Annotated in this window: 14 protein-coding genes and 2 pseudogenes; 5 read left to right on the plus strand and 11 right to left on the minus strand. The window is 69.1% G+C overall.

Features of this window, described 5'->3' with window-relative positions; genetic code table 11:
• From VET27_RS22930 to VET27_RS22950, 5 genes and pseudogenes are all read right to left on the minus strand, one after another.
• Positions 1-126: pseudogene (locus VET27_RS22930) on the minus strand (Na+/H+ antiporter subunit E); the annotation flags it as partial.
• On the minus strand, positions 123-1,718 hold the full coding sequence (locus tag VET27_RS22935) for a Na+/H+ antiporter subunit D (RefSeq protein ID WP_526521902.1): 1,596 nt from the start codon (positions 1,716-1,718) through the stop codon (positions 123-125). The gene VET27_RS22935 and the pseudogene VET27_RS22930, both read right to left, overlap by 4 nt.
• Complete coding sequence (locus tag VET27_RS22940) at positions 1,715-2,185, minus strand: Na(+)/H(+) antiporter subunit C (protein WP_526521903.1); 471 nt, start codon at positions 2,183-2,185, stop codon at positions 1,715-1,717. The genes VET27_RS22935 and VET27_RS22940 overlap by 4 nt, the downstream gene beginning before the upstream one ends.
• Positions 2,182-5,046, minus strand: coding sequence for a Na+/H+ antiporter subunit A (locus VET27_RS22945; RefSeq protein WP_526521904.1), 2,865 nt, complete (start codon positions 5,044-5,046; stop codon positions 2,182-2,184). The genes VET27_RS22940 and VET27_RS22945 overlap by 4 nt, the downstream gene beginning before the upstream one ends.
• Before the next feature lie 146 nt (positions 5,047-5,192).
• The gene (locus tag VET27_RS22950; protein WP_526521905.1) at positions 5,193-5,627 is read right to left on the minus strand and encodes a DUF1707 domain-containing protein; all 435 of its coding nucleotides are present in this window, start codon (positions 5,625-5,627) and stop codon (positions 5,193-5,195) included.
• A 100-nt stretch (positions 5,628-5,727) separates the two neighbouring features.
• Between VET27_RS22950 and VET27_RS22955 the strand changes: the two are divergent.
• A pseudogene (locus tag VET27_RS22955) lies at positions 5,728-6,134 on the plus strand (SRPBCC family protein).
• 53 nt (positions 6,135-6,187) lie between these two features.
• Positions 6,188-7,240, plus strand: a complete 1,053-nt coding sequence (locus VET27_RS22960; protein ID WP_526521906.1) for a class I SAM-dependent methyltransferase — start codon at positions 6,188-6,190, stop codon at positions 7,238-7,240.
• Between the two features lie 18 nt (positions 7,241-7,258).
• Here the strand turns inward: VET27_RS22960 and VET27_RS22965 are convergent, their stop codons facing one another.
• The 5 genes from VET27_RS22965 to VET27_RS22985 are packed head-to-tail and all read right to left on the minus strand — an operon-like array spanning position 7,259 to position 13,233.
• Positions 7,259-9,472 carry an AAA family ATPase gene (locus VET27_RS22965; RefSeq protein ID WP_526521907.1) on the minus strand — a complete coding sequence of 738 codons (2,214 nt, stop codon included), beginning with the start codon at positions 9,470-9,472 and terminating at the stop codon, positions 7,259-7,261.
• Between the two features lie 14 nt (positions 9,473-9,486).
• On the minus strand, positions 9,487-10,344 hold the full coding sequence (locus VET27_RS22970) for a CDP-alcohol phosphatidyltransferase family protein (RefSeq protein ID WP_526521908.1): 858 nt from the start codon (positions 10,342-10,344) through the stop codon (positions 9,487-9,489).
• Entirely contained in the window at positions 10,341-11,054 is a 714-nt protein-coding gene (locus VET27_RS22975) for a phosphatidylserine decarboxylase (RefSeq protein WP_526521909.1), read from the minus strand. Before VET27_RS22975 ends, VET27_RS22970 begins: the two co-directional genes overlap by 4 nt.
• Before the next feature lie 32 nt (positions 11,055-11,086).
• A complete protein-coding gene (gene moeA / locus VET27_RS22980) occupies positions 11,087-12,313 on the minus strand; it encodes a molybdopterin molybdotransferase MoeA (RefSeq protein ID WP_526521910.1) in 1,227 nt (408 codons plus the stop codon).
• Positions 12,310-13,233 carry an SDR family oxidoreductase gene (locus tag VET27_RS22985; RefSeq protein WP_526521911.1) on the minus strand — a complete coding sequence of 308 codons (924 nt, stop codon included), beginning with the start codon at positions 13,231-13,233 and terminating at the stop codon, positions 12,310-12,312. Before VET27_RS22985 ends, moeA begins: the two co-directional genes overlap by 4 nt.
• On the opposite strand from VET27_RS22985, the gene VET27_RS22990 reads away from it, so the two are divergent.
• Genes VET27_RS22990 through VET27_RS23000 form a run of 3 tightly spaced genes read left to right on the plus strand, consistent with a single transcriptional unit; the run spans position 13,232 to position 16,077 of the window.
• A complete protein-coding gene (locus tag VET27_RS22990) occupies positions 13,232-13,753 on the plus strand; it encodes a PH domain-containing protein (protein ID WP_526521912.1) in 522 nt (173 codons plus the stop codon). The two genes, VET27_RS22985 and VET27_RS22990, sit on opposite strands and share 2 nt — an antisense overlap.
• Before the next feature lie 41 nt (positions 13,754-13,794).
• Positions 13,795-15,255, plus strand: a complete 1,461-nt coding sequence (locus VET27_RS22995; RefSeq protein ID WP_526521933.1) for a PH domain-containing protein — start codon at positions 13,795-13,797, stop codon at positions 15,253-15,255.
• 9 nt (positions 15,256-15,264) lie between these two features.
• The gene (locus VET27_RS23000) at positions 15,265-16,077 is read left to right on the plus strand and encodes an HAD-IIA family hydrolase (RefSeq protein ID WP_526521913.1); all 813 of its coding nucleotides are present in this window, start codon (positions 15,265-15,267) and stop codon (positions 16,075-16,077) included.
• Here the strand turns inward: VET27_RS23000 and VET27_RS23005 are convergent.
• On the minus strand, positions 16,074-16,817 hold the full coding sequence (locus VET27_RS23005) for a Type 1 glutamine amidotransferase-like domain-containing protein (RefSeq protein ID WP_526521914.1): 744 nt from the start codon (positions 16,815-16,817) through the stop codon (positions 16,074-16,076). The genes VET27_RS23000 and VET27_RS23005 overlap by 4 nt on opposite strands.
• Positions 16,818-16,856 lie beyond the last annotated feature (39 nt).

Here is a 16,856-nt window from a genome sequence, read left to right on the forward strand (position 1 = left end):
GGTGATCACCAGTGCGACGGCCAGGCCGCTGAGCGCGTTCGCCGCGGAGACGTTGCCCCACAACAGCATCCACACGAGTATCAGCCCGCACAGCACCCAGGCCCGCAACAGGAGTTTTCTCGTCACGGCGTGAGCACCGCCGAGATGTACTGACCTTTGTCGAGGACCTCGGCTGCCGCCCGCTCGCTGAAGGCGAAGATCGGTCCGGCGAACACGGTGAGGGCCAGGCCCACTGCGATGAGCGCACCGGTCGGAATCAACATGCCCACCGGCATCCGGCCGACGTCATCGCGGTCGGCATAGGCGCCGTCCTCCTCCGAGTAGTCGAGCAGTGCCGAGGGAGCGAGGTCGGCCAAAGCGCCCTCCGGTGCGTCGGCCCGTGCGCGCCAGAACGCCTTCGTCCACACCCTGGTCATCACGTACAGCGTCAGCAGGCTCGTCACGACGCTGCCCGCCACCAGAATCCACGCGAGCACCGAGGCGTCCTGCGCGCCCGCCTCCAACAGCGCGACCTTGCCGATGAAGCCCGAGAACGGCGGGATGCCACCGAGGTTGAGCGCGGGCACGATGAACACCAGGGCAAGCAGCGGACTGGCCACGGCCAGCCCGCCCAGGCGCTGCAGGGTCGACGCCCCCGCCTGTCTCTCGATGAGGCCGACGACGAGGAAAAGCGTCGTCTGCACCACGATGTGGTGCGCAACGTAGTAGATCGCGCCGGACATGCCGAGCTCGCTACCCAGGGCGATGCCGAACACCATGTAGCCGATGTGGCTGACCAACGTGAATGACAGCAGTCGCTTGATCTCGCTCTGCGCGATCGCGCCGAAGACGCCGACGAGCATCGTCACCAACGCCGCCACCAACAGCACGTTGTCGAGCGCGCCACCGGGGAACAGCAGCGAATGGGCCCGGATGATCGCGTAGACGCCGACCTTGGTCAGCAGGCCCGCGAAGACCGCGGTGACGGACGCCGGCGCGGTGGGATACGAGTCGGGAAGCCAGGTGGACAGCGGGAACACCGCCGCCTTGATGCCGAACGCGACCATCAGCACCGCGAACATGGCACCACGCGTGCCCGACGGAATGTCGTCGAGCCGCACCGAGAGCTCGGCCATGTTCAGCGTGCCCGTCGCCGCATAGATCATGGCGAGGCCGATCAGGAAGATCAGCGACGACACCATCGACACCATCACGTAGGCGATGCCCGCCCGCACCCTGTCGGTGCTGGCGCCGATGGTCAGCAGCACGAAGCTGGCCGACAGCAGCACCTCGAAGCCGACGAACAGGTTGAACAGATCGCCCGCCAGGAACGCGGTACAGACACCCGCCGAGAGCACCAGGTAGGTCGGCAGGAAGATCGACACCGGCTGGCGCTCGTCGCCGTCCCGGATGCCCTGACCGATGGCGTAGAACACCACGGCCAGCAGCACGATGGCCGACACCAGCAGCATCAGGGACGAGAGCCGGTCCACCACCAGCGTGATGCCCAGCGGTCCCATGCCGGGCACGGATTGACCCCACCCGCCGACGTGCACCGCGATGGTGCCGTCGCGGTCGGCCAGGTACACCAGGGCCGCGCAGACCGCGACCACCGCGGAGAGGGCCATCAACGCGATGGCGCGCTGCAGCCGCGGCTTGCGGCCCGCGAACAACGTGATCGCCGCGGCCAGGGTGGGGATCAGCACCGGAAGCGGCGTCAACACCGCCGAGAGGCTCATCGGGAACCCTCGTGTCCGGGTAGCGCGTCCAGTTCGTCGGGCTCGTCGGTGTCGCGGCGGGGGTTATGCGTCACGAGGTCTTCGTCGATCGCGCCCAGCGACTTCTCCGACAGCTCCGAGACGCGGGTGTCCTCCGGATCGTTGGCGACCTCCTCGGCCCTCGACAACCGGTACGAGCGGTAGCTCAGTGCCAGCACGAACGCGGCGATGCCCATCGTGATGACGATCGCGGTCAGGATCATGCCCTGCGCCAACGGGTCGGCGGTCGTCGTCTCGCCCTCGGTGGTCCGCCCGCGGATGGGCGGATTGCCGGACGGCCCGCCGGCGGTCAGGATCAGGATGTTGACGCCGTTGCCGACCAGCAACAGCCCCAACAACATTCGGGTGAGATTGCGTTCGAGCAGCAGGTACACCCCGGCACTGATCAGGCCGCCGATCAGGACGAGGGGAACGAGGTAGGAGGTCATCGTCGTGCCCCCGCCGCCATCTCGACGTCGACGCGCGCGCCGAGGCTGCGCAGCACGTCGAGCACCAGGCCGACGACGATCAGGTACACACCCAGGTCGAAGAACAGTGCGGTGACCAGCTTGACGTGCCCCAGCATTGGGACGTCCAGTTCGATGACGGCCGACGACAGGACGGGTGCGCCCAGCAACAGCGACGTGACCGCCGTCCCCGCCGACAGGAGCAGGCCCGCACCCAGAAGCTTGCCCGCGTCGACGGGCAGCGCCTCCCCGAGCTCGTAGCGACCACCGGCCAGATAGCGCAGCACCAGCGCCAGCCCGGCGGTCAGTCCTCCCGCGAAGCCGCCGCCCGGCGTGTTGTGGCCCGCGAAGAAGAAGTAGAACGACAGCACCATGATGAGCGGGAAGATGATCCGCGTCGCCACCTCGAGGACCAGTGACCGGTATCGGGGGTCGCGGAGCTCGCTGCCGCGCAGCCAGGTGACGTCGCCGACGGCCGGGCTGGTCGCGATCACGGGGATGCGGCCGATGTCCGGTTGCCCGGCGTCCGCTACGCGGGGTGCCGAGCCGAAGCGCCTGTTGCGGAACACCATTGAAGCCACGCCCGTCGCTGCCACCAGGAGTACCGAGATCTCGCCCATGGTGTCCCAGGCGCGGATGTCGACCAGCAGCACGTTGACCGTGTTTGAGCCCTGCCCGCGGTAGTAGGCGGCGTCGGGCAACAGTTCGGCGATTGGCGTGGTCATCCGCGCGGCCATCGCGAACGCCGCGAGCGTGGTGACGCTGATGCCGACCGCCAGGGACAACGCCAGTCGCGGCAATCGATGCCGATTGATGTTGGCCTGATTCGCCTCCGCGGGCAGCGTCCGCAGGACGAGAACGAAGATCACCAACGTCAACGTCTCCACCAGGAACTGGGTGAGGGCGAGATCGGGTGCGCCGTGGAAGACGAAGATCGCCCCGCAGCCGTATCCCGTCACGCCGACGAGCAGGACCGCGGCGAGCCGGTTGCGCAATAGCGTCGCACTGAGTGCCGCGGCCAGGATGATGAGTCCGACGACCGCTTGCAGAGGTGAGTCCCATAGCTTCAGCTCCGGACGATCCCGCGCGCCGATCATCAACATGGCGGTGGGTAGCAGCACCAGCGTCGAGAGGATGACCGCCTGGGTCGCGGGGATCGACCCGCGCTGGGTGAGCGCGGTGAGTCGGACCGCGAAGACGTCGGTGCCCCGGATCACCGCGTCGTAGATGCGGTCGGCGTTGCCCAGCGGCAGGTATCCCACCCGGGCGCGGCGAAGCCGGTTCCTCGCGAAGAAGGCGGCAGTACCGGCGGCGAGCACCAGGACTGACAGCAGCAGCGGCAGATTCACGCCGTGCCACAGCGCAAGGTGGTAGTCGGCACCGCCCGGCACGGTGTCGGCGTACTCGTCGAGTACGTGGTCCAGACCCGCGGGCCAGATGCCGAACACCAGCCCGGCCGCCGCCAGGATGGTCGGAGCGGCGAGGAAGGTGGTTGTCGGCCGGTGCATGTCGGCCACCCGCTGACTCGGTTCGGTTCGGCCCTTGCGCGCGAAGGCGCCGTAGATGAACCGCAGGCTGTAGATCGTGGTGAACACGGAGCCGAACGCCACCCCGGCCAGGACGTACGGTGCCGCTGCGCCGAGCGACGCGCTCTCCGCCAAGGTGGTGAGGTCGGCCTCCTTTGCGACGAAGCCGAGGAACGGCGGCAGGGCCGCCATGCTGGCGGTCGCGCCGACGGCGATGATCAGCAGCGGGCGCTGCCGGTCGCCGAGCCAGGCCAGCCGTCGGATGTCCCGGGTTCCCGTGGCGTGGTCGATGACGCCGACGACCATGAACAGGGCCGCCTTGAACATCGCGTGCGCACACAGCATCGCGAGCCCGGCGAGCATGAGGTCACCGCCGCCCGCACCGACCATCAAGGTGATGAGCCCGAGCTGGCTGACGGTGCCGAACGCCAGGATCAGCTTGAGGTCGTACTCGCGCACCGCGCGCCACCCCGCGAGCAGCATGGTGGCCAGGCCCAGCGTCACGATGATCGGGCGCCACCCGGGTGAGTCGGCGAAGCCGGGGGTCATGCGCGCAACCAGGTAGACCCCGGCCTTGACCATCGCGGCCGCGTGCAGATAGGCGCTGACGGGCGTCGGGGCGGCCATCGCGCCGGGCAGCCAGAAGTGCATCGGCACGATCGCTGACTTGGACAGCGCTCCGATCAGGATCAGCACGACGCCGACGGCGGCAACCGTGCCCGACGGCGGTGCGGCGACGAGTTCGGACAGCCGGTACGTACCGGACAGCTCGCCCAGGATGACGATGCCGACGAGCATCGCCAGGCCACCCGCGGTGGTGACCAAGAGGGCCTGGGTGGCGGCACGCCTGCTGGTGGCGCGTTCGGCGTAGTGGCCGACCAACAGGAACGACAACACCGTCGTCAGTTCCCAGAACACGTAGAGCATCAGCATGTTGTCGCTGACGACCAGCCCGAACATGGCGCCGGAGAACGCGACGAGTTCCGCGGCGAAGCTGGGGAGCCTGCGCTCCGTGTGACCGTCGTGGTGGTGGAAGTATTCGGCGCAGTAGAACAGGACCAGGGCGCCGACGCCGAGCACCAGCACGCTCATGATCGCCGCCAGTGCGTCGAAGCGGAACGTGATGTCCATTGACAGCTCGGGCACCCAGTCGAGGTGGACGGTCTGCTCGCCTCGACCCGGCCAAATCAGCGCCACCCAACCCAGCGAGCTCAGCGGAACGAGGGCTAATGGGTAGAAGGCTCGCCGTCCCCAACGGTGCACGAGGACCGGCGCCACGAGGGCGGCGATCGCGTGGGCGTACAGGATGGCGAGCATGGCACTCCGACCATTCGGGGTGTCAGCCTGCGATGAGCGCTTGCGCGAAGAGCATCAGGCCGGGGCGGGCTATGTCTCACGTCAGTTTACGTGGGCGGTGCTCCCGCTCCACTCGGCGTCGCGTACAGGGCTCGCGGATGTCCGTGCTAAGCAGACGGCCGGGTGGCCAGTCCGATCGGAATGGCGTGGGCCACAACGCCGATGCCCGCGCCGAGGATCGGCCAGACCGGCCAGAAGTACCAGGCGCCCGCCGAAAGCCCGACCGCGAGCCAGACGGTCAACACGATGACGACCATCAGCAGGTAGGCCGCGACGTGAAGGCGCACCGACATGCGGGCGGCCTCCTGACGGGCGGAACGCCTGCGGGGGTCGGTGCGGCGTAGCTGGTGCACCGGCAGGTCGCCGAGCAGCTGCTTCAGCTCCCCGGTGGTGTGGGCGGCGAACGCCGACCGGACGCGATCCTCGTACTCCGCCATGTCGAGATACCCCTGGGCGAGGGCCTGACCGAGGAGGCCGGCGGTCGTCTCGCGTTCGTGATCGCCTGCGCGGGTGTCGGTGTGGGGCTGGACGGATGAAGTCATTTCGAACTCCGATCTTGACGATGCCTGGTTCACGACATTCCAACTATGACATGTCACTATAGGAGTGTCAACGGTGCGGACTAAGCGGTTGAATGGCGGCATGGGGACCGACGACAGAGTGGTCAGCGCCAGTCTCGACATCTCCGCGCCGGCCGATCGGATCTTCGAACTGATCGCCGACCCGGCCGAACAGCCGCGTTGGGATGGCAACGACAACACCACGTCGTCGAGTTCGAGGAGTGCAGGCTCATCGCGTGGCAGCCGTCCGAGCCGGGTGCGGCACCGCCCGGTCACCTCTGGCGGTGGGAGCTGCCACCCGTGGACGACACGCACACCCGCGTCACGCACACCTACGACTGGTCTCGGCTGACCGACGAGAAGCGGATGGTGCGCGCCCGCGCCACCACCGCCGACCGGTTGCACGCGTCGCTCGGCAGACTGGCGGCGCTCGCCGAGCCGACCTGGCGCCGTTCGCGCCAATTGTGTCAATGTCCAACGCTGGTCTGACGTAGTTCTCATCATTGGGTATACGAGACCCAGCCGACGAGACGAGCAACGCCATGGCCTTCGACGAAGCCAAGCTGAACGAATTCCTCGGCAAGGCCGTGGGTGATCTCGGTGCTGCGATGAGCGCGACGTTGATACTGGTCGGCGATCGGCTCGGGCTCTACCGCGAACTGGCGAAGGGCGCGCTGACTCCGGGCGAGCTGGCACAGCGCACCGGTACCAACGAGCGCTACGTCCGCGAATGGCTCGGCAATCAGGGCGCCGGGGGATATGTGGAGTTCGACCCCGGATCCGGCAAGTGGTCGCTGAGCCCAGAGCAGGCGCTGTGTCTGGCCGACCCGAACGGCCCAGTCGACATGCCCGGTGCCTACAACATCGTCGAAGCGACGTTTCACGCCCTTGGGCGGACACTCGGCAACTTCAAGTCCGGAGACGGCATGGAATGGGGCGACCACCATCCGTGCCTGTTCGAGGGGACCGAGCGGTTCTTCCGCGCCGGCTACAACGCCAACTTGATCGGCTCCTGGCTGCCCGCCCTGGACGGTGTCGTCGACAAACTGCAGAGCGGCGCGAAGGTCGCCGACGTCGGCTGTGGGCACGGTGCCAGCACCATCTTGATGGCGACGACCTACCTGGATTCGGAGTTCGTCGGGTACGACTACCACGCCGACTCGATCAGGGTTGCGGGCGAGAAGGCCGCGGCGGCAGGTGCGGCGAACGCGCGGTTCGAGGTCGCGGATGCGACCGGCTACGAGGACAAGGGCTTCGACCTCGTCGCGTTCTTCGACTGCCTGCACGACATGGCCGACCCGATCAACGTATCCCGGCACGCGCGCCAGGCGATGAAGGACGACGGAACGGCGATGTTCGTGGAACCCTTCGCGAACGACACGGTGCAGGACAACCTGAACCCGGTGGGCCGGGTGATGTACGGCGCCTCCACGCAGATCTGCGTACCCGTTTCACTTGCGCGCAACGGGCCCGCACTCGGCGCCCAGGCGGGTGAAGCTCGCCTACGCGAAGTCGTCGTCGACGGGGGCGGCTTCACACGTTTCCGGCGGGCGGCCGAAACGCCGTTCAACCTCGTCCTCGAGGCCCGACCCTAGCCACCCGACTGTTGGCGACTATCGCCCCTCGGCGAACGCACGCAGTGAATCCACCTGCGCCGGATTGAGTGACGGACGCACCGTGGCTCTGGCCTTCGCCACGTCGGCGGCGGTGACGTCGGCTGCGTCGATCGAACGTCGCATCGCCGTCAGTGCGGACTCCCGCAGCAGCGCAACGCAATCGGCAGCACTGTAACCTTCGAGCTGATCGGCGAGTTCGTCGAGGTTCACGTCGGCGCTCAGCGGGATGGACTTCCCCGACGTGCGCAGGATGTCCCGTCGCGCATCGGCGTTCGGCGGTTCGACGAAGACGAGCTTCTCCAAACGCCCGGGACGCAGGAGCGCCGGGTCGATCAGATCGGGTCGGTTGGTGGCGCCGAGGACGACGACGTCGCGCAGTGGGTTGATGCCGTCGAGTTCGGTGAGCAGTGCCGCCACGACGCGGTCGGTGACGCCTGAGTCGAAGCTCTGTCCGCGCCGCGGCACGAGGGCGTCGATCTCGTCGAGGAAGACCAGGGAAGGCGCGGAATCGCGGGCGCGGCGGAACAATTCGCGCACCGCCTTCTCCGACGCCCCAACCCACTTGTCCATCAGTTCGGCGCCCTTGACCGCGTGCACCGACAGCCTGCCACTGCTGGCGAGCGCCCGTACGACGAACGTCTTGCCGCACCCGGGCGGTCCGTAGAGCAGCACGCCGCGTGGCGGTTCGACGCCGAGTCGCTCGAAGGTGTCGGGGTGCCGCAGCGGCCAGAGCACCGCTTCGGTGAGTGCCTGCTTGGTATCGACCATGTCGCCGACGTCGTCGAGCGTCACCGACCCGACCGCGACCTCCTCGGTGGCGGAACGGGACAGCGGGCGGATCACCGACAGCGCGCCGGTCAGGTCGTCCTGAGTCAACGCGGGTGACTGCCCGTCTGCGCTGGCGCGGGCGGCGGCGCGCAGGGCGGCCTCCCGTACCACGGCGGCGAGATCGGCCACGACGAAACCCGGTGTGCGCTCGCCGATCTCGTCGAGTGTGAGGTCCTTGGCGGGTACGCCGCGCAGGAGCACTTCGAGTAGGGCCTTGCGGGTCGCACCGTCGGGCAGGCTCAGCCCCAGCTCGCGGTCGCACAGGTCGGGCGCGCGCAGCCTGGCGTCCACCGCGTCCGGCACCGCGGACGTCGCGATGAAGGCCACACCCGGGGTCGCCACCGCGGCCCGCAGTTCGGTGAGGATCAGCGTCGCGACGGGCTCCGCGGTCGAGGGCAGCAGGGCATCGACGTCGGTGATGAGCAGAACACCGCCCCCATCGCGGAGGGCGGCGACCGCCGACTGAACACTCGCGAGCCTGTCCTCGGCCCGCAGGGCCCCGACTTCGGGACCGTCGAGTTCGACGAGGCGGCGCTTGGCGCACACCGCACGCACCAGCGTGGCCTTTCCGACGCCCGCGGGCCCGGAGACCAGGACGCCGAGATTGGCCTTGGCGCCCAGGGTTTGAAGAAGTTGCGGTTCGTCGAGGGCGAGCTTCAGCCACTCGGTCAGGCGACCGGCCTGGGTATGGGCCCCCCTGAGATCGTCGATCGACACCGCCGCCGCCGCGGGCTCGTCGCTCGGCTTCCGATGGGGCCCCGTGACGGTGTGGGCAGCGGTGACGGGCTCGCTCGGGAAGGCCGTACCGTCACCCCAGGCGACCAGCGAATTCGGTTGCACGCTCACGGGACCGCCGGGATCCACGCCCGTCACCGTCAGCAGCTCCGACGTCCAGGTGATGCCCACCGAGGCCGTCAGGGCGGACGAAGCCTCCGACGTGGACGTGCCGGGACCGAGGTCGCGCGGCAACAGCGACACGGTGTCGCCGACCGTCATCACCTTTCCCAGCAGGGCAAGTCGAAGCGTGGCCGACGAGATGGACTGGGTGGCCAGCTTCGAACCGCTCACCGTGACCGACCGCGCCCCGTACACGGTGACGGGTGCCACCAGCACGATGGTGTTCTCGCGGAGTCCGGCATTCGACAGCGTGACGTCGTCGAGCAGTGCGGTGCCCACTGGTGTGTCGGCGCTCGCCACGCCGACGACGGCGCAGGTGGTGCGCGAACCGGTCAGCGACACGGCGTCCCACTCCCGGATGCCGAGCGCGGCGAGCGCCTCGGGATGCAGCCGAACGACGCCGCGGCGTGAGTCCATGGCCGAGGTGTTGAGCCGGGCCGTGAGGGGGAGGCGGCCGAGCGGAGGGTCGTCGAACGCCTCGGTCATGTGTTTGGTCACCTCTACCGCCGAGGACCGGGTCTGCGCAGCCCGAGGCGGGCCATCGACCGGCGGTTGGGCTCCGCGCGCCGCGCCGCGCGGCGGACCGCCCGACGCTGCTGCGGTTTGGCATCCCACGCCTCCGGACGTGCCGCGACCCAACGCTGGCTACGGATGGTGAACGGAATGACGCACAGGTACCCGGCGATGATCAGCAGCACCAGGACGTACGGGAACAGCAGCAGACCCGCGGCGGCCGCGGCCACCAGGATCAGCAGGATCGGCGCGGCGTTCTCCGGGACCGAGATCGACTTCAACGCCAGCGTCGGCACGCGGCTGACCAGCAGCGCCGCATTCGCGGCGAGCCACGCGCAGACGAACCAGTGCGACGTCCACCAACCTTGACCGAACTGCATCATGGCGACCAGCGGGCCGATCGAGCCGATGGCGCCGCACGGCGCGGGCATGCCCGTGAAGAACTCGCGGGTGTAGGCCGGCCGGGTGTCGTCGTCCAGCAGTGCGTTGAAGCGCGCCAGCCGGAGTACGACGCACACGGCATAGAGCAGCACGAAGATCCAGCCGACTTGCGAATGCTCCAGCATGGTCACGTAGATGACCAGGGCCGGCGCCACGCCGAAGTTCACCGCGTCGGCGAGCGAGTCGATCTCGGCGCCCATCCGGGACTGAGCGTTGAGCGCGCGGGCGATGCCGCCGTCGATGCCGTCGAGGACCGCGGCTGCGCCGATCAGCGCCAGCGAGATCCACGGCTTCTCGTCGAGGGCGAACTTGATCGAGGTCAGCCCCGCGCAGATCGCCAGAACCGTCGTCGCGCTGGGCAGGATGCGTAGCCCACGTGCAGGTTGGCCCTGGGCGCGGGTCATGCCAACTCCGCGAGCACGGTCTCGCCGCCGATGGCGCGCTGGCCGATCTCGACGAGAACCCGTGCGTCCTCCGGGAAGTAGGTGTCCAGGCGCGAGCCGAAGCGGATCAGTCCGTAGGTCTCACCGAGTGCGACCTTGTCCCCGATGCGCGCGTTGCACACGATGCGGCGCGCGATCAGGCCGGCGATCTGGACCGCGGCCACGTCGACGCCGTCGGCGGTGCGGAACCACACGCCATTGCACTCGTTGACCTCGCTGGCGGTGTCCTTGTCCGCCGAGCGGAACTGGCCGGGGCGGTACTTGACGGTGATCACCTCACCGGCGACGGGCGTCCGCTGCACGTGAGCGTCGAAGATCGACAGGAAGATGCTGACCCGGGTCATGGGCACGTCGGGCATGTTGAGCTCGGCGGGCGGGCGGACCCGCTCGATCAACGTGACGAGCCCGTCGGCCGGCGCGACCACCACACCTGGCCTGGTGGGTGGGACCCGAGGCGGGTGACGGAAGAACAGGGCGCAGGCTCCCGCGGCGGTCAGGCCGGCGTTGCGCACCCAGCCGTGCTTGCGGCCAGCGGCGGCGAGCCCCAGCCCGCCCGCGATGAACGGCAGGCCGGCGGGGTGAACGGGAGGAACGGTGGAACGGACCAGATCAACAAATCGTGAGATCTCGGACTCGTTGGCGGCATCGGCGGGTCGCGCGGGTCTGGCCATGGGGTGTCGATTCTACGTGTGCGTTGGGGTGTTTACGTCAGATCCCATACCCGCACCGGTGAACCGGCCAACACCTCCGCGACGTCCTCGCCGATTTCCAGCAGGCAGTTGGCCGATGCCAGCCACCGCAGGTGATGCGACGCGGGTGGCCCGTAGCTGGTGACCGTCGGTCCGTCGGTTCCATTCCCCGGTCGCTCCGCTCCTGCCCGCCGGTCCAGCACGCCGCGGCGGAACTGACGCCTCCCGCGCGGCGACGTCAGGTCCTCGAGCAGGGTGGCGACGAGGCGCGGCCGGTCGGGGCGCGGCAGACCCATCGCCGCCCGGAGGGGCGCCCGGATGAAGACCTCGAACGAGACGAGGGCGCTGACGGGGTTGCCGGGCAGGGTGATGATCGGCGTCCCCCAGACGACCCCGGCCCCCTGCGGCATGCCCGGCTGCATCGCGACCTTCACGAAGTCGACCTCGTCCCCGAGGGAGTCCTTGACCACCTCGTATGCGCCCGCGCTGACGCCGCCCGTCGTGATGATCAGATCGGCGTCGCGGGCGTGCGTCTCCAACTCCGCCCGGAAGACGGCGACGTCGTCCTCCGTCATCGACGACGTCACGACGTCGGCACCCGCGTCGCGGACCGCGGCCGCCAGCATGACGGCGTTGGACTCGTAGATCTGACCGGGTTGCAGCGGCGTGCCGGGACCCACCAGCTCCGACCCCGTCGACATCACCAGAACGCGTTGCCGCGGAATGACTTTCAACTCACCGAGGCCGAGCGCCGCGGCAAGTCCGAGCGCGGCGGGCGTGAGCACCTGGCCGGCCTGCAGCACCGTCGTGCCCGCGGTGACGTCCTCACCCGCGCGTCGGACGTGTTGGCCGGGCCTCGCGCTCGCCATGATCGCCACGGTGTCGGTGGCGCCATCGGTGGCCTCGACCGGGATGACCGCCGTTGCCCCGGCGGGCAGAGGCGCGCCCGTCATGATCCGGTGCGCGGTGCCGGGTTCCAGTACCAGGGAGTCCGTGCGGCCCGCCGGAATGTCCTCGGCCACGGGAAGTTTCACCGGGTTCTCGTCCGACGCGCCGGCGATGTCCTCGGCGACGACGGCGTATCCGTCCATCGCCGAGTTGTCGAACCCGGGCAACGACAGCGGAGCGACGAGGTCGGCCGCGAGGACGAGGCCGAGCGCGTCACCGACGGCGACGTTCACCGGCTCGCGCGGCGTGATCAGCTCGGCGATGACCCGTTGGTGCTCTTCGACGGATCTCATACCGGGTAGGTGACGCCGGTGAGCTCCTCGGACACGGCCCACAGCCGACCCTGCACGTCCTGATCGTGGGACTGCTTGCTCGACTCCACCAGCTTCGGGTAGCCGCGCAGCTCGCGGAAGCCATCGGGGCCGTAGTACTGGCCGCCCCTGACGTTCGGGTCGGTAGCCGCCCGCAGCGTCGCGAGCGCGCCGATCTCGGGGGTGTTCGTGACGAGCCCGGCCGCCTGCCGGAAACCCGGCAGCCCGGAACCTGGGACGTGACGCATCAACTCGGTGTTGGAGATACCGGGATGCGCGGCCACGGCGATGGTCGGCTCGTCCCTGGCGGCCAGTCTGCGGTTGAGCTCGTAGGTGAACAGCAGGTTGGACAGCTTCGACTGGCCGTAGGCGGCAACCCGGTTGTAGCTGCGCTCCCACTGCAGATCGTCGAAGTGGATGGCCGCCTGGATGCGGTGCGCGATGCTTGCGACGGCGACGACGCGCGATCCCTCGACCGGCAACATGTTCTCCAGCAGCAGGCCCGTCAGCGCGAACGCCCCGAGGTGATTGGTGCCGAACTGAAGCTCGAACCCGTCCTTGGTCACCTGCTTCGGCGGGTACATCACGCCCGCGTTGTTGATCAGCAGGTCGATGCGCGGGTAGGCGCTCTTGAGCTCGGCCGCAGCGGTGCGGATGGACTGCAGTGAGCCCACGTCGAGAGGCTGCACGGTGACGTTCGCACGGGGCACCCGTCCCACGAGCCGGGCCGCCGCGGCCTTGCCCTTGTCGGTGTCGCGCACCGCCAGCACGACGTGGGCGCCGCGGGCCGCGAGAACCAGGGCGGTGTCGTATCCCAGGCCCGTGTTCGAGCCGGTGACGATGGCGACGCGACCGGTCTGATCGGGCACCTCGGCTGCCGTCCACTTGGTGTTTGAGCTCATGGGCAAGACGATACTCAGGGTGATGGTGACACTCGTCGACCCCGCGAACCCGCCGAGCCGCAAGGCCCCGCTGGTCTGGGCGATCGCGGCGGCCATCCCGTGGGCGCTGCTGTCGGTGGCGCAGGTGGTGTGGTTCGCGCTGGACACCAGCGCGAACTGGCTGCATGCCGCCGCGGCCGTCGTGACCGTGCTGGGCATCGTGACGTTCGTGGTGGTCGCGCCGCTGTGGCGCTACCGGGTGCACCGCTGGGACGTCTCCCTGGACTCGCCGACACCTGCGGTCTACACCAGGACGGGCTGGTGGGTGCAGGAGCGTCGCATTGCGCCGATCTCCCGGGTGCAGACCGTGGACACCCACCGCGGACCCCTCGACCGGCTGTTCGGCCTGGCCGACGTCACCGTCACGACCGCCTCGTCGGCGGGGGCCGTACGGATCGTCGCGCTGGACTCCGACGTCGCCGACCGGATCGTCGCCCGACTGACCGACGTCGCCGCGATCGGTGACCGGGACGCGACGTGACGGAGCCGCCCGTTGCGCAGTGGCGCAGGCTCAGCCCCCGAATGCTGCTCGTCCATCCCGTGCACGAGCTGCTGCGGCAACTCCCCTTGCTGATCGGCTCGGTGGTGCTCGGGTCGGCGACCGGCAACCAGATGTGGGCGGTCGCGGCGCTGGTGCTTCTCGTCGTGCTCGGCATCGCGCGGTGGTTCACCACCACCTATCGCATCGACGGCGAACAGATCCAGCGGCGGGAAGGCGTGTTTCAACGCACGGTTCTCTCGTTGCCGCGCAACAGGATTCGATCGGTGTCGACGGAGGCCCGGCTGTTGCACCGGCTGCTCGGCCTGACCGTCGTCAGGGTCGGCACGGGTCAGGAGGTCAGGGGTGACGCCGAATTCGCCCTCGATGCGGTCCGATCCGCGGAGGTGCCCGGCTTGCGCGCGATCCTGCTCGCCGACTCGTTGGTAGTAGGCGTCGAGGCTCCGGCGCACGATCGCGTCATCGCCAGGTGGCAGCCGTCATGGTTGCGCTACAGCCCGCTGAGCTTCACCGGGCTGGCGATGATCGCCGCGGCCATTGGACTGGTGTACCAGACGGGAGCGATTGCGGCGCTGGAGGATTCGGAGCTGACGAGAGAGGGACTGGATGCCGCGGAGCGATTCGGCGTCGTCGTCACGGTCGCGGTGGCCGCCGTCGTAGTGCTGGTGCTCTCGGTCCTGCTGTCGGTGGTGCGGTCGCTGGTGACCTTCGGCAACCTGGTGCTCTCCCGACGCGACGACGGCGGTACCGGCGTGCTGCACCTCGAGCACGGACTGCTCCGGGCGCGCGAGCACACGTTCGACATGCGACGCCTGCGCGGCGGCACGGTCCGCGAGCCGCTTCTGGTGCGAATGTTCGGCGGCGCGCGGCTGGATGCGGTGATGACCGGTGTCGACGGGTCGGGGGAGGCGTCGCTGCTGCTACCGCCCTGTCCGGTGGCGACGGTCCAGGGGGTGCTCACCGAACTGATCGGCCGCCCCGAGGTGGTCACCGGTGAGCTGAGAGGCCACGGCGCAGTCGCGATCCGCAGACGCTGGAGCAGGGCCCTGGCGTTTCCTGCGCTGCTCGGCGGGGCGTTGGCGGGGTCCTTGCTCGTCGTCCCGGTGCCGCTCTGGGCGTGGGCGGTGTTCGGTTTGGTGACCGCGGCGGCCGCGTTCCTCGCCGCCGATCGTTCGCGTGCGCTGGGGCATCGCGTCGGTGACGGCTGGCTGGTCGCGCGGGCGGGCAGCGTCGACCGGCGTCGCGACTGCATCGCCGCGGCGGGGATCATCGGCTGGACCGTGCGGCAGACCTGGTTTCAGCGCCGCGCCGGGGTGGCGACGCTGGTCGCGGCCACCGCTGCCGGGGTCAAGGGCTACCGGGTGCTCGACCTACCCGCCGAGGTTGCCTGGTCGGTGGCCGCGACCGCGTCACCCTGGGTGGTCGAGAATGACTGGGCCCACGGTCGACCGGGCCCGAGTTGCGCTGAAACGTTGGCCGTTTAACCTCGGCGCATGGCTATCGGTGGAGTGCTGTTCGACATCGATGGTGTCCTGGTGACTTCCTGGAAGCCCATCCCGGGTGCCGCGGAGACGTTGCGCGTCCTGGCGGGCAACCAGATCGCCAGGACGTATCTCACCAACACCACGACCAAGACCCGGGTCCAGATCGCCGGACTGCTGACCGAAGCCGGTATGGAAGTCACGTCCGACGAGGTCATCACGGCCGCCGTGCTCACGGCCGACTACGTCCGTGACCGCCATCCCGACGCCAGGTGCTTCCTGGTCAACAGTGGGCAGATCGCCGAGGACATGCCTGGTATCGACATCGTCTACGCACACGACGTGGTGGGTTCGAATCCCGACATTCCAGACGTGATCCTTCTCGGCGGCGCCGGCTCGGAGTATGACCACATCACGTTGAGCCGGGTCTACGACTGGATGGTGCAGGGCGTTCCGGTGGTGGCGATGCACCGCAGCACGGTGTGGAACACCGCGGAGGGGTTGCGCATCGACACCGGCATGTACCTCATCGGCATGGAGCAGACGTCCGGCCGCAAGGCCACGGCCGTCGGGAAGCCGGCACCGGCGGGTTTCCTCGCCGCGGCGGGCAGGCTCGGCGTCGACCCGGAGGAGATGTACGTCGTCGGAGACGATCTCAACAACGACGTCCTCGCCGGCCAGGTGGTGGGCATGACCGGCGTGCTGGTGCGCACCGGCAAGTTTCGTCAGGACACGTTGGACCGTTGGGCCGCAGACGAATTCGCCATGCAGCCCAACCACGTCATCGACTCGGTCGCCGACCTCCCCGAACTGCTCGGCCTCTAGTCGCTCTGGAGCCGCCGGGTGTCGAGGCGGGTCTCGGTGACTCCGCCCTGGCCGTCGGCGTCGACGAAGTAGGCGCCCGCCGCGTCCGCGTCCGCTTCGGCGACGGCCTCGACGAACTCCGTGCCGCGGTAGAGAACGCCCACACCGTCGTCGGTCGCGTACCCGGAATCGAGGGCCCGCTCGGCGATCAGCCGTTGAAATAGCGGCCGACGCTGGGTTTCCGAGTCGTAGTGCACGCCGTTCGAGTATGGGACGAGCGCGAGCCCGTCGGTGACGGGCCGCAGGTCCGGACCGAACGAATCGGTCGTCCCGCCCGTGTGCCAGCAGATCGACCCGGCGGAGACGCCGGTCAGCACGACACCCGCCGTCCACGCGGCCTGCATCGCGTGGTCGACACCGTGAAGGCGCCACAGTGCCAGAAGTGCGGCGACGCTGCCGCCACCCACCCAGACCACGTCCTGGGCCAGCAGGTGGGCCTCGACGTCATCGACGTTCGGCATCGGCACCAGCGAGACGTGGCTCGCGGCGAACCCCCGCAGCTGGGCCGCCTCATAGAGGTGGTGAAGTGCGACCGGGTTGTCGCCCTGGGCCGTGGCGACGAAGCAGATTCGCGGCGCGCGACCCGTCACTCCCGCCAGTTCGACGGCGAAGTCGGTGAGGGGGCTGAACTCCCAGCGCGTGCGCACGCCGTCACGCAGGCCGCCGCTGGTGGCCAGGATGGTGCGTGCGTCGGCGGGCATGGGTCGACGGTAGCGCTCAGCGACCAAGATCAACCGTTC

Origin of the sequence: Mycobacterium sp., from assembly GCF_035633495.1 — a bacterium.
Taxonomy (GTDB): domain Bacteria; phylum Actinomycetota; class Actinomycetes; order Mycobacteriales; family Mycobacteriaceae; genus Mycobacterium.

Bases quoted from the DNA above. Each gene is read 5' to 3' on its own strand.
- VET27_RS22935 (WP_526521902.1), bottom strand. From the start codon at position 1,718: ATGAGCCTCTCGGCGGTGTTGACGCCGCTTCCGGTGCTGATCCCCACC.
- VET27_RS22940 (WP_526521903.1), bottom strand. From the start codon at position 2,185: ATGACCTCCTACCTCGTTCCCCTCGTCCTGATCGGCGGCCTGATCAGT.
- VET27_RS22945 (WP_526521904.1), bottom strand. From the start codon at position 5,046: ATGCTCGCCATCCTGTACGCCCACGCGATCGCCGCCCTCGTGGCGCCG.
- VET27_RS22950 (WP_526521905.1), bottom strand. From the start codon at position 5,627: ATGACTTCATCCGTCCAGCCCCACACCGACACCCGCGCAGGCGATCAC.
- VET27_RS22960 (WP_526521906.1), top strand. From the start codon at position 6,188: ATGGCCTTCGACGAAGCCAAGCTGAACGAATTCCTCGGCAAGGCCGTG.
- VET27_RS22965 (WP_526521907.1), bottom strand. From the start codon at position 9,472: ATGACCGAGGCGTTCGACGACCCTCCGCTCGGCCGCCTCCCCCTCACG.
- VET27_RS22970 (WP_526521908.1), bottom strand. From the start codon at position 10,344: ATGACCCGCGCCCAGGGCCAACCTGCACGTGGGCTACGCATCCTGCCC.
- VET27_RS22975 (WP_526521909.1), bottom strand. From the start codon at position 11,054: ATGGCCAGACCCGCGCGACCCGCCGATGCCGCCAACGAGTCCGAGATC.
- moeA (WP_526521910.1), bottom strand. From the start codon at position 12,313: ATGAGATCCGTCGAAGAGCACCAACGGGTCATCGCCGAGCTGATCACG.
- VET27_RS22990 (WP_526521912.1), top strand. From the start codon at position 13,232: ATGGGCAAGACGATACTCAGGGTGATGGTGACACTCGTCGACCCCGCG.
- VET27_RS22985 (WP_526521911.1), bottom strand. From the start codon at position 13,233: ATGAGCTCAAACACCAAGTGGACGGCAGCCGAGGTGCCCGATCAGACC.
- VET27_RS22995 (WP_526521933.1), top strand. From the start codon at position 13,795: ATGCTGCTCGTCCATCCCGTGCACGAGCTGCTGCGGCAACTCCCCTTG.
- VET27_RS23000 (WP_526521913.1), top strand. From the start codon at position 15,265: ATGGCTATCGGTGGAGTGCTGTTCGACATCGATGGTGTCCTGGTGACT.
- VET27_RS23005 (WP_526521914.1), bottom strand. From the start codon at position 16,817: ATGCCCGCCGACGCACGCACCATCCTGGCCACCAGCGGCGGCCTGCGT.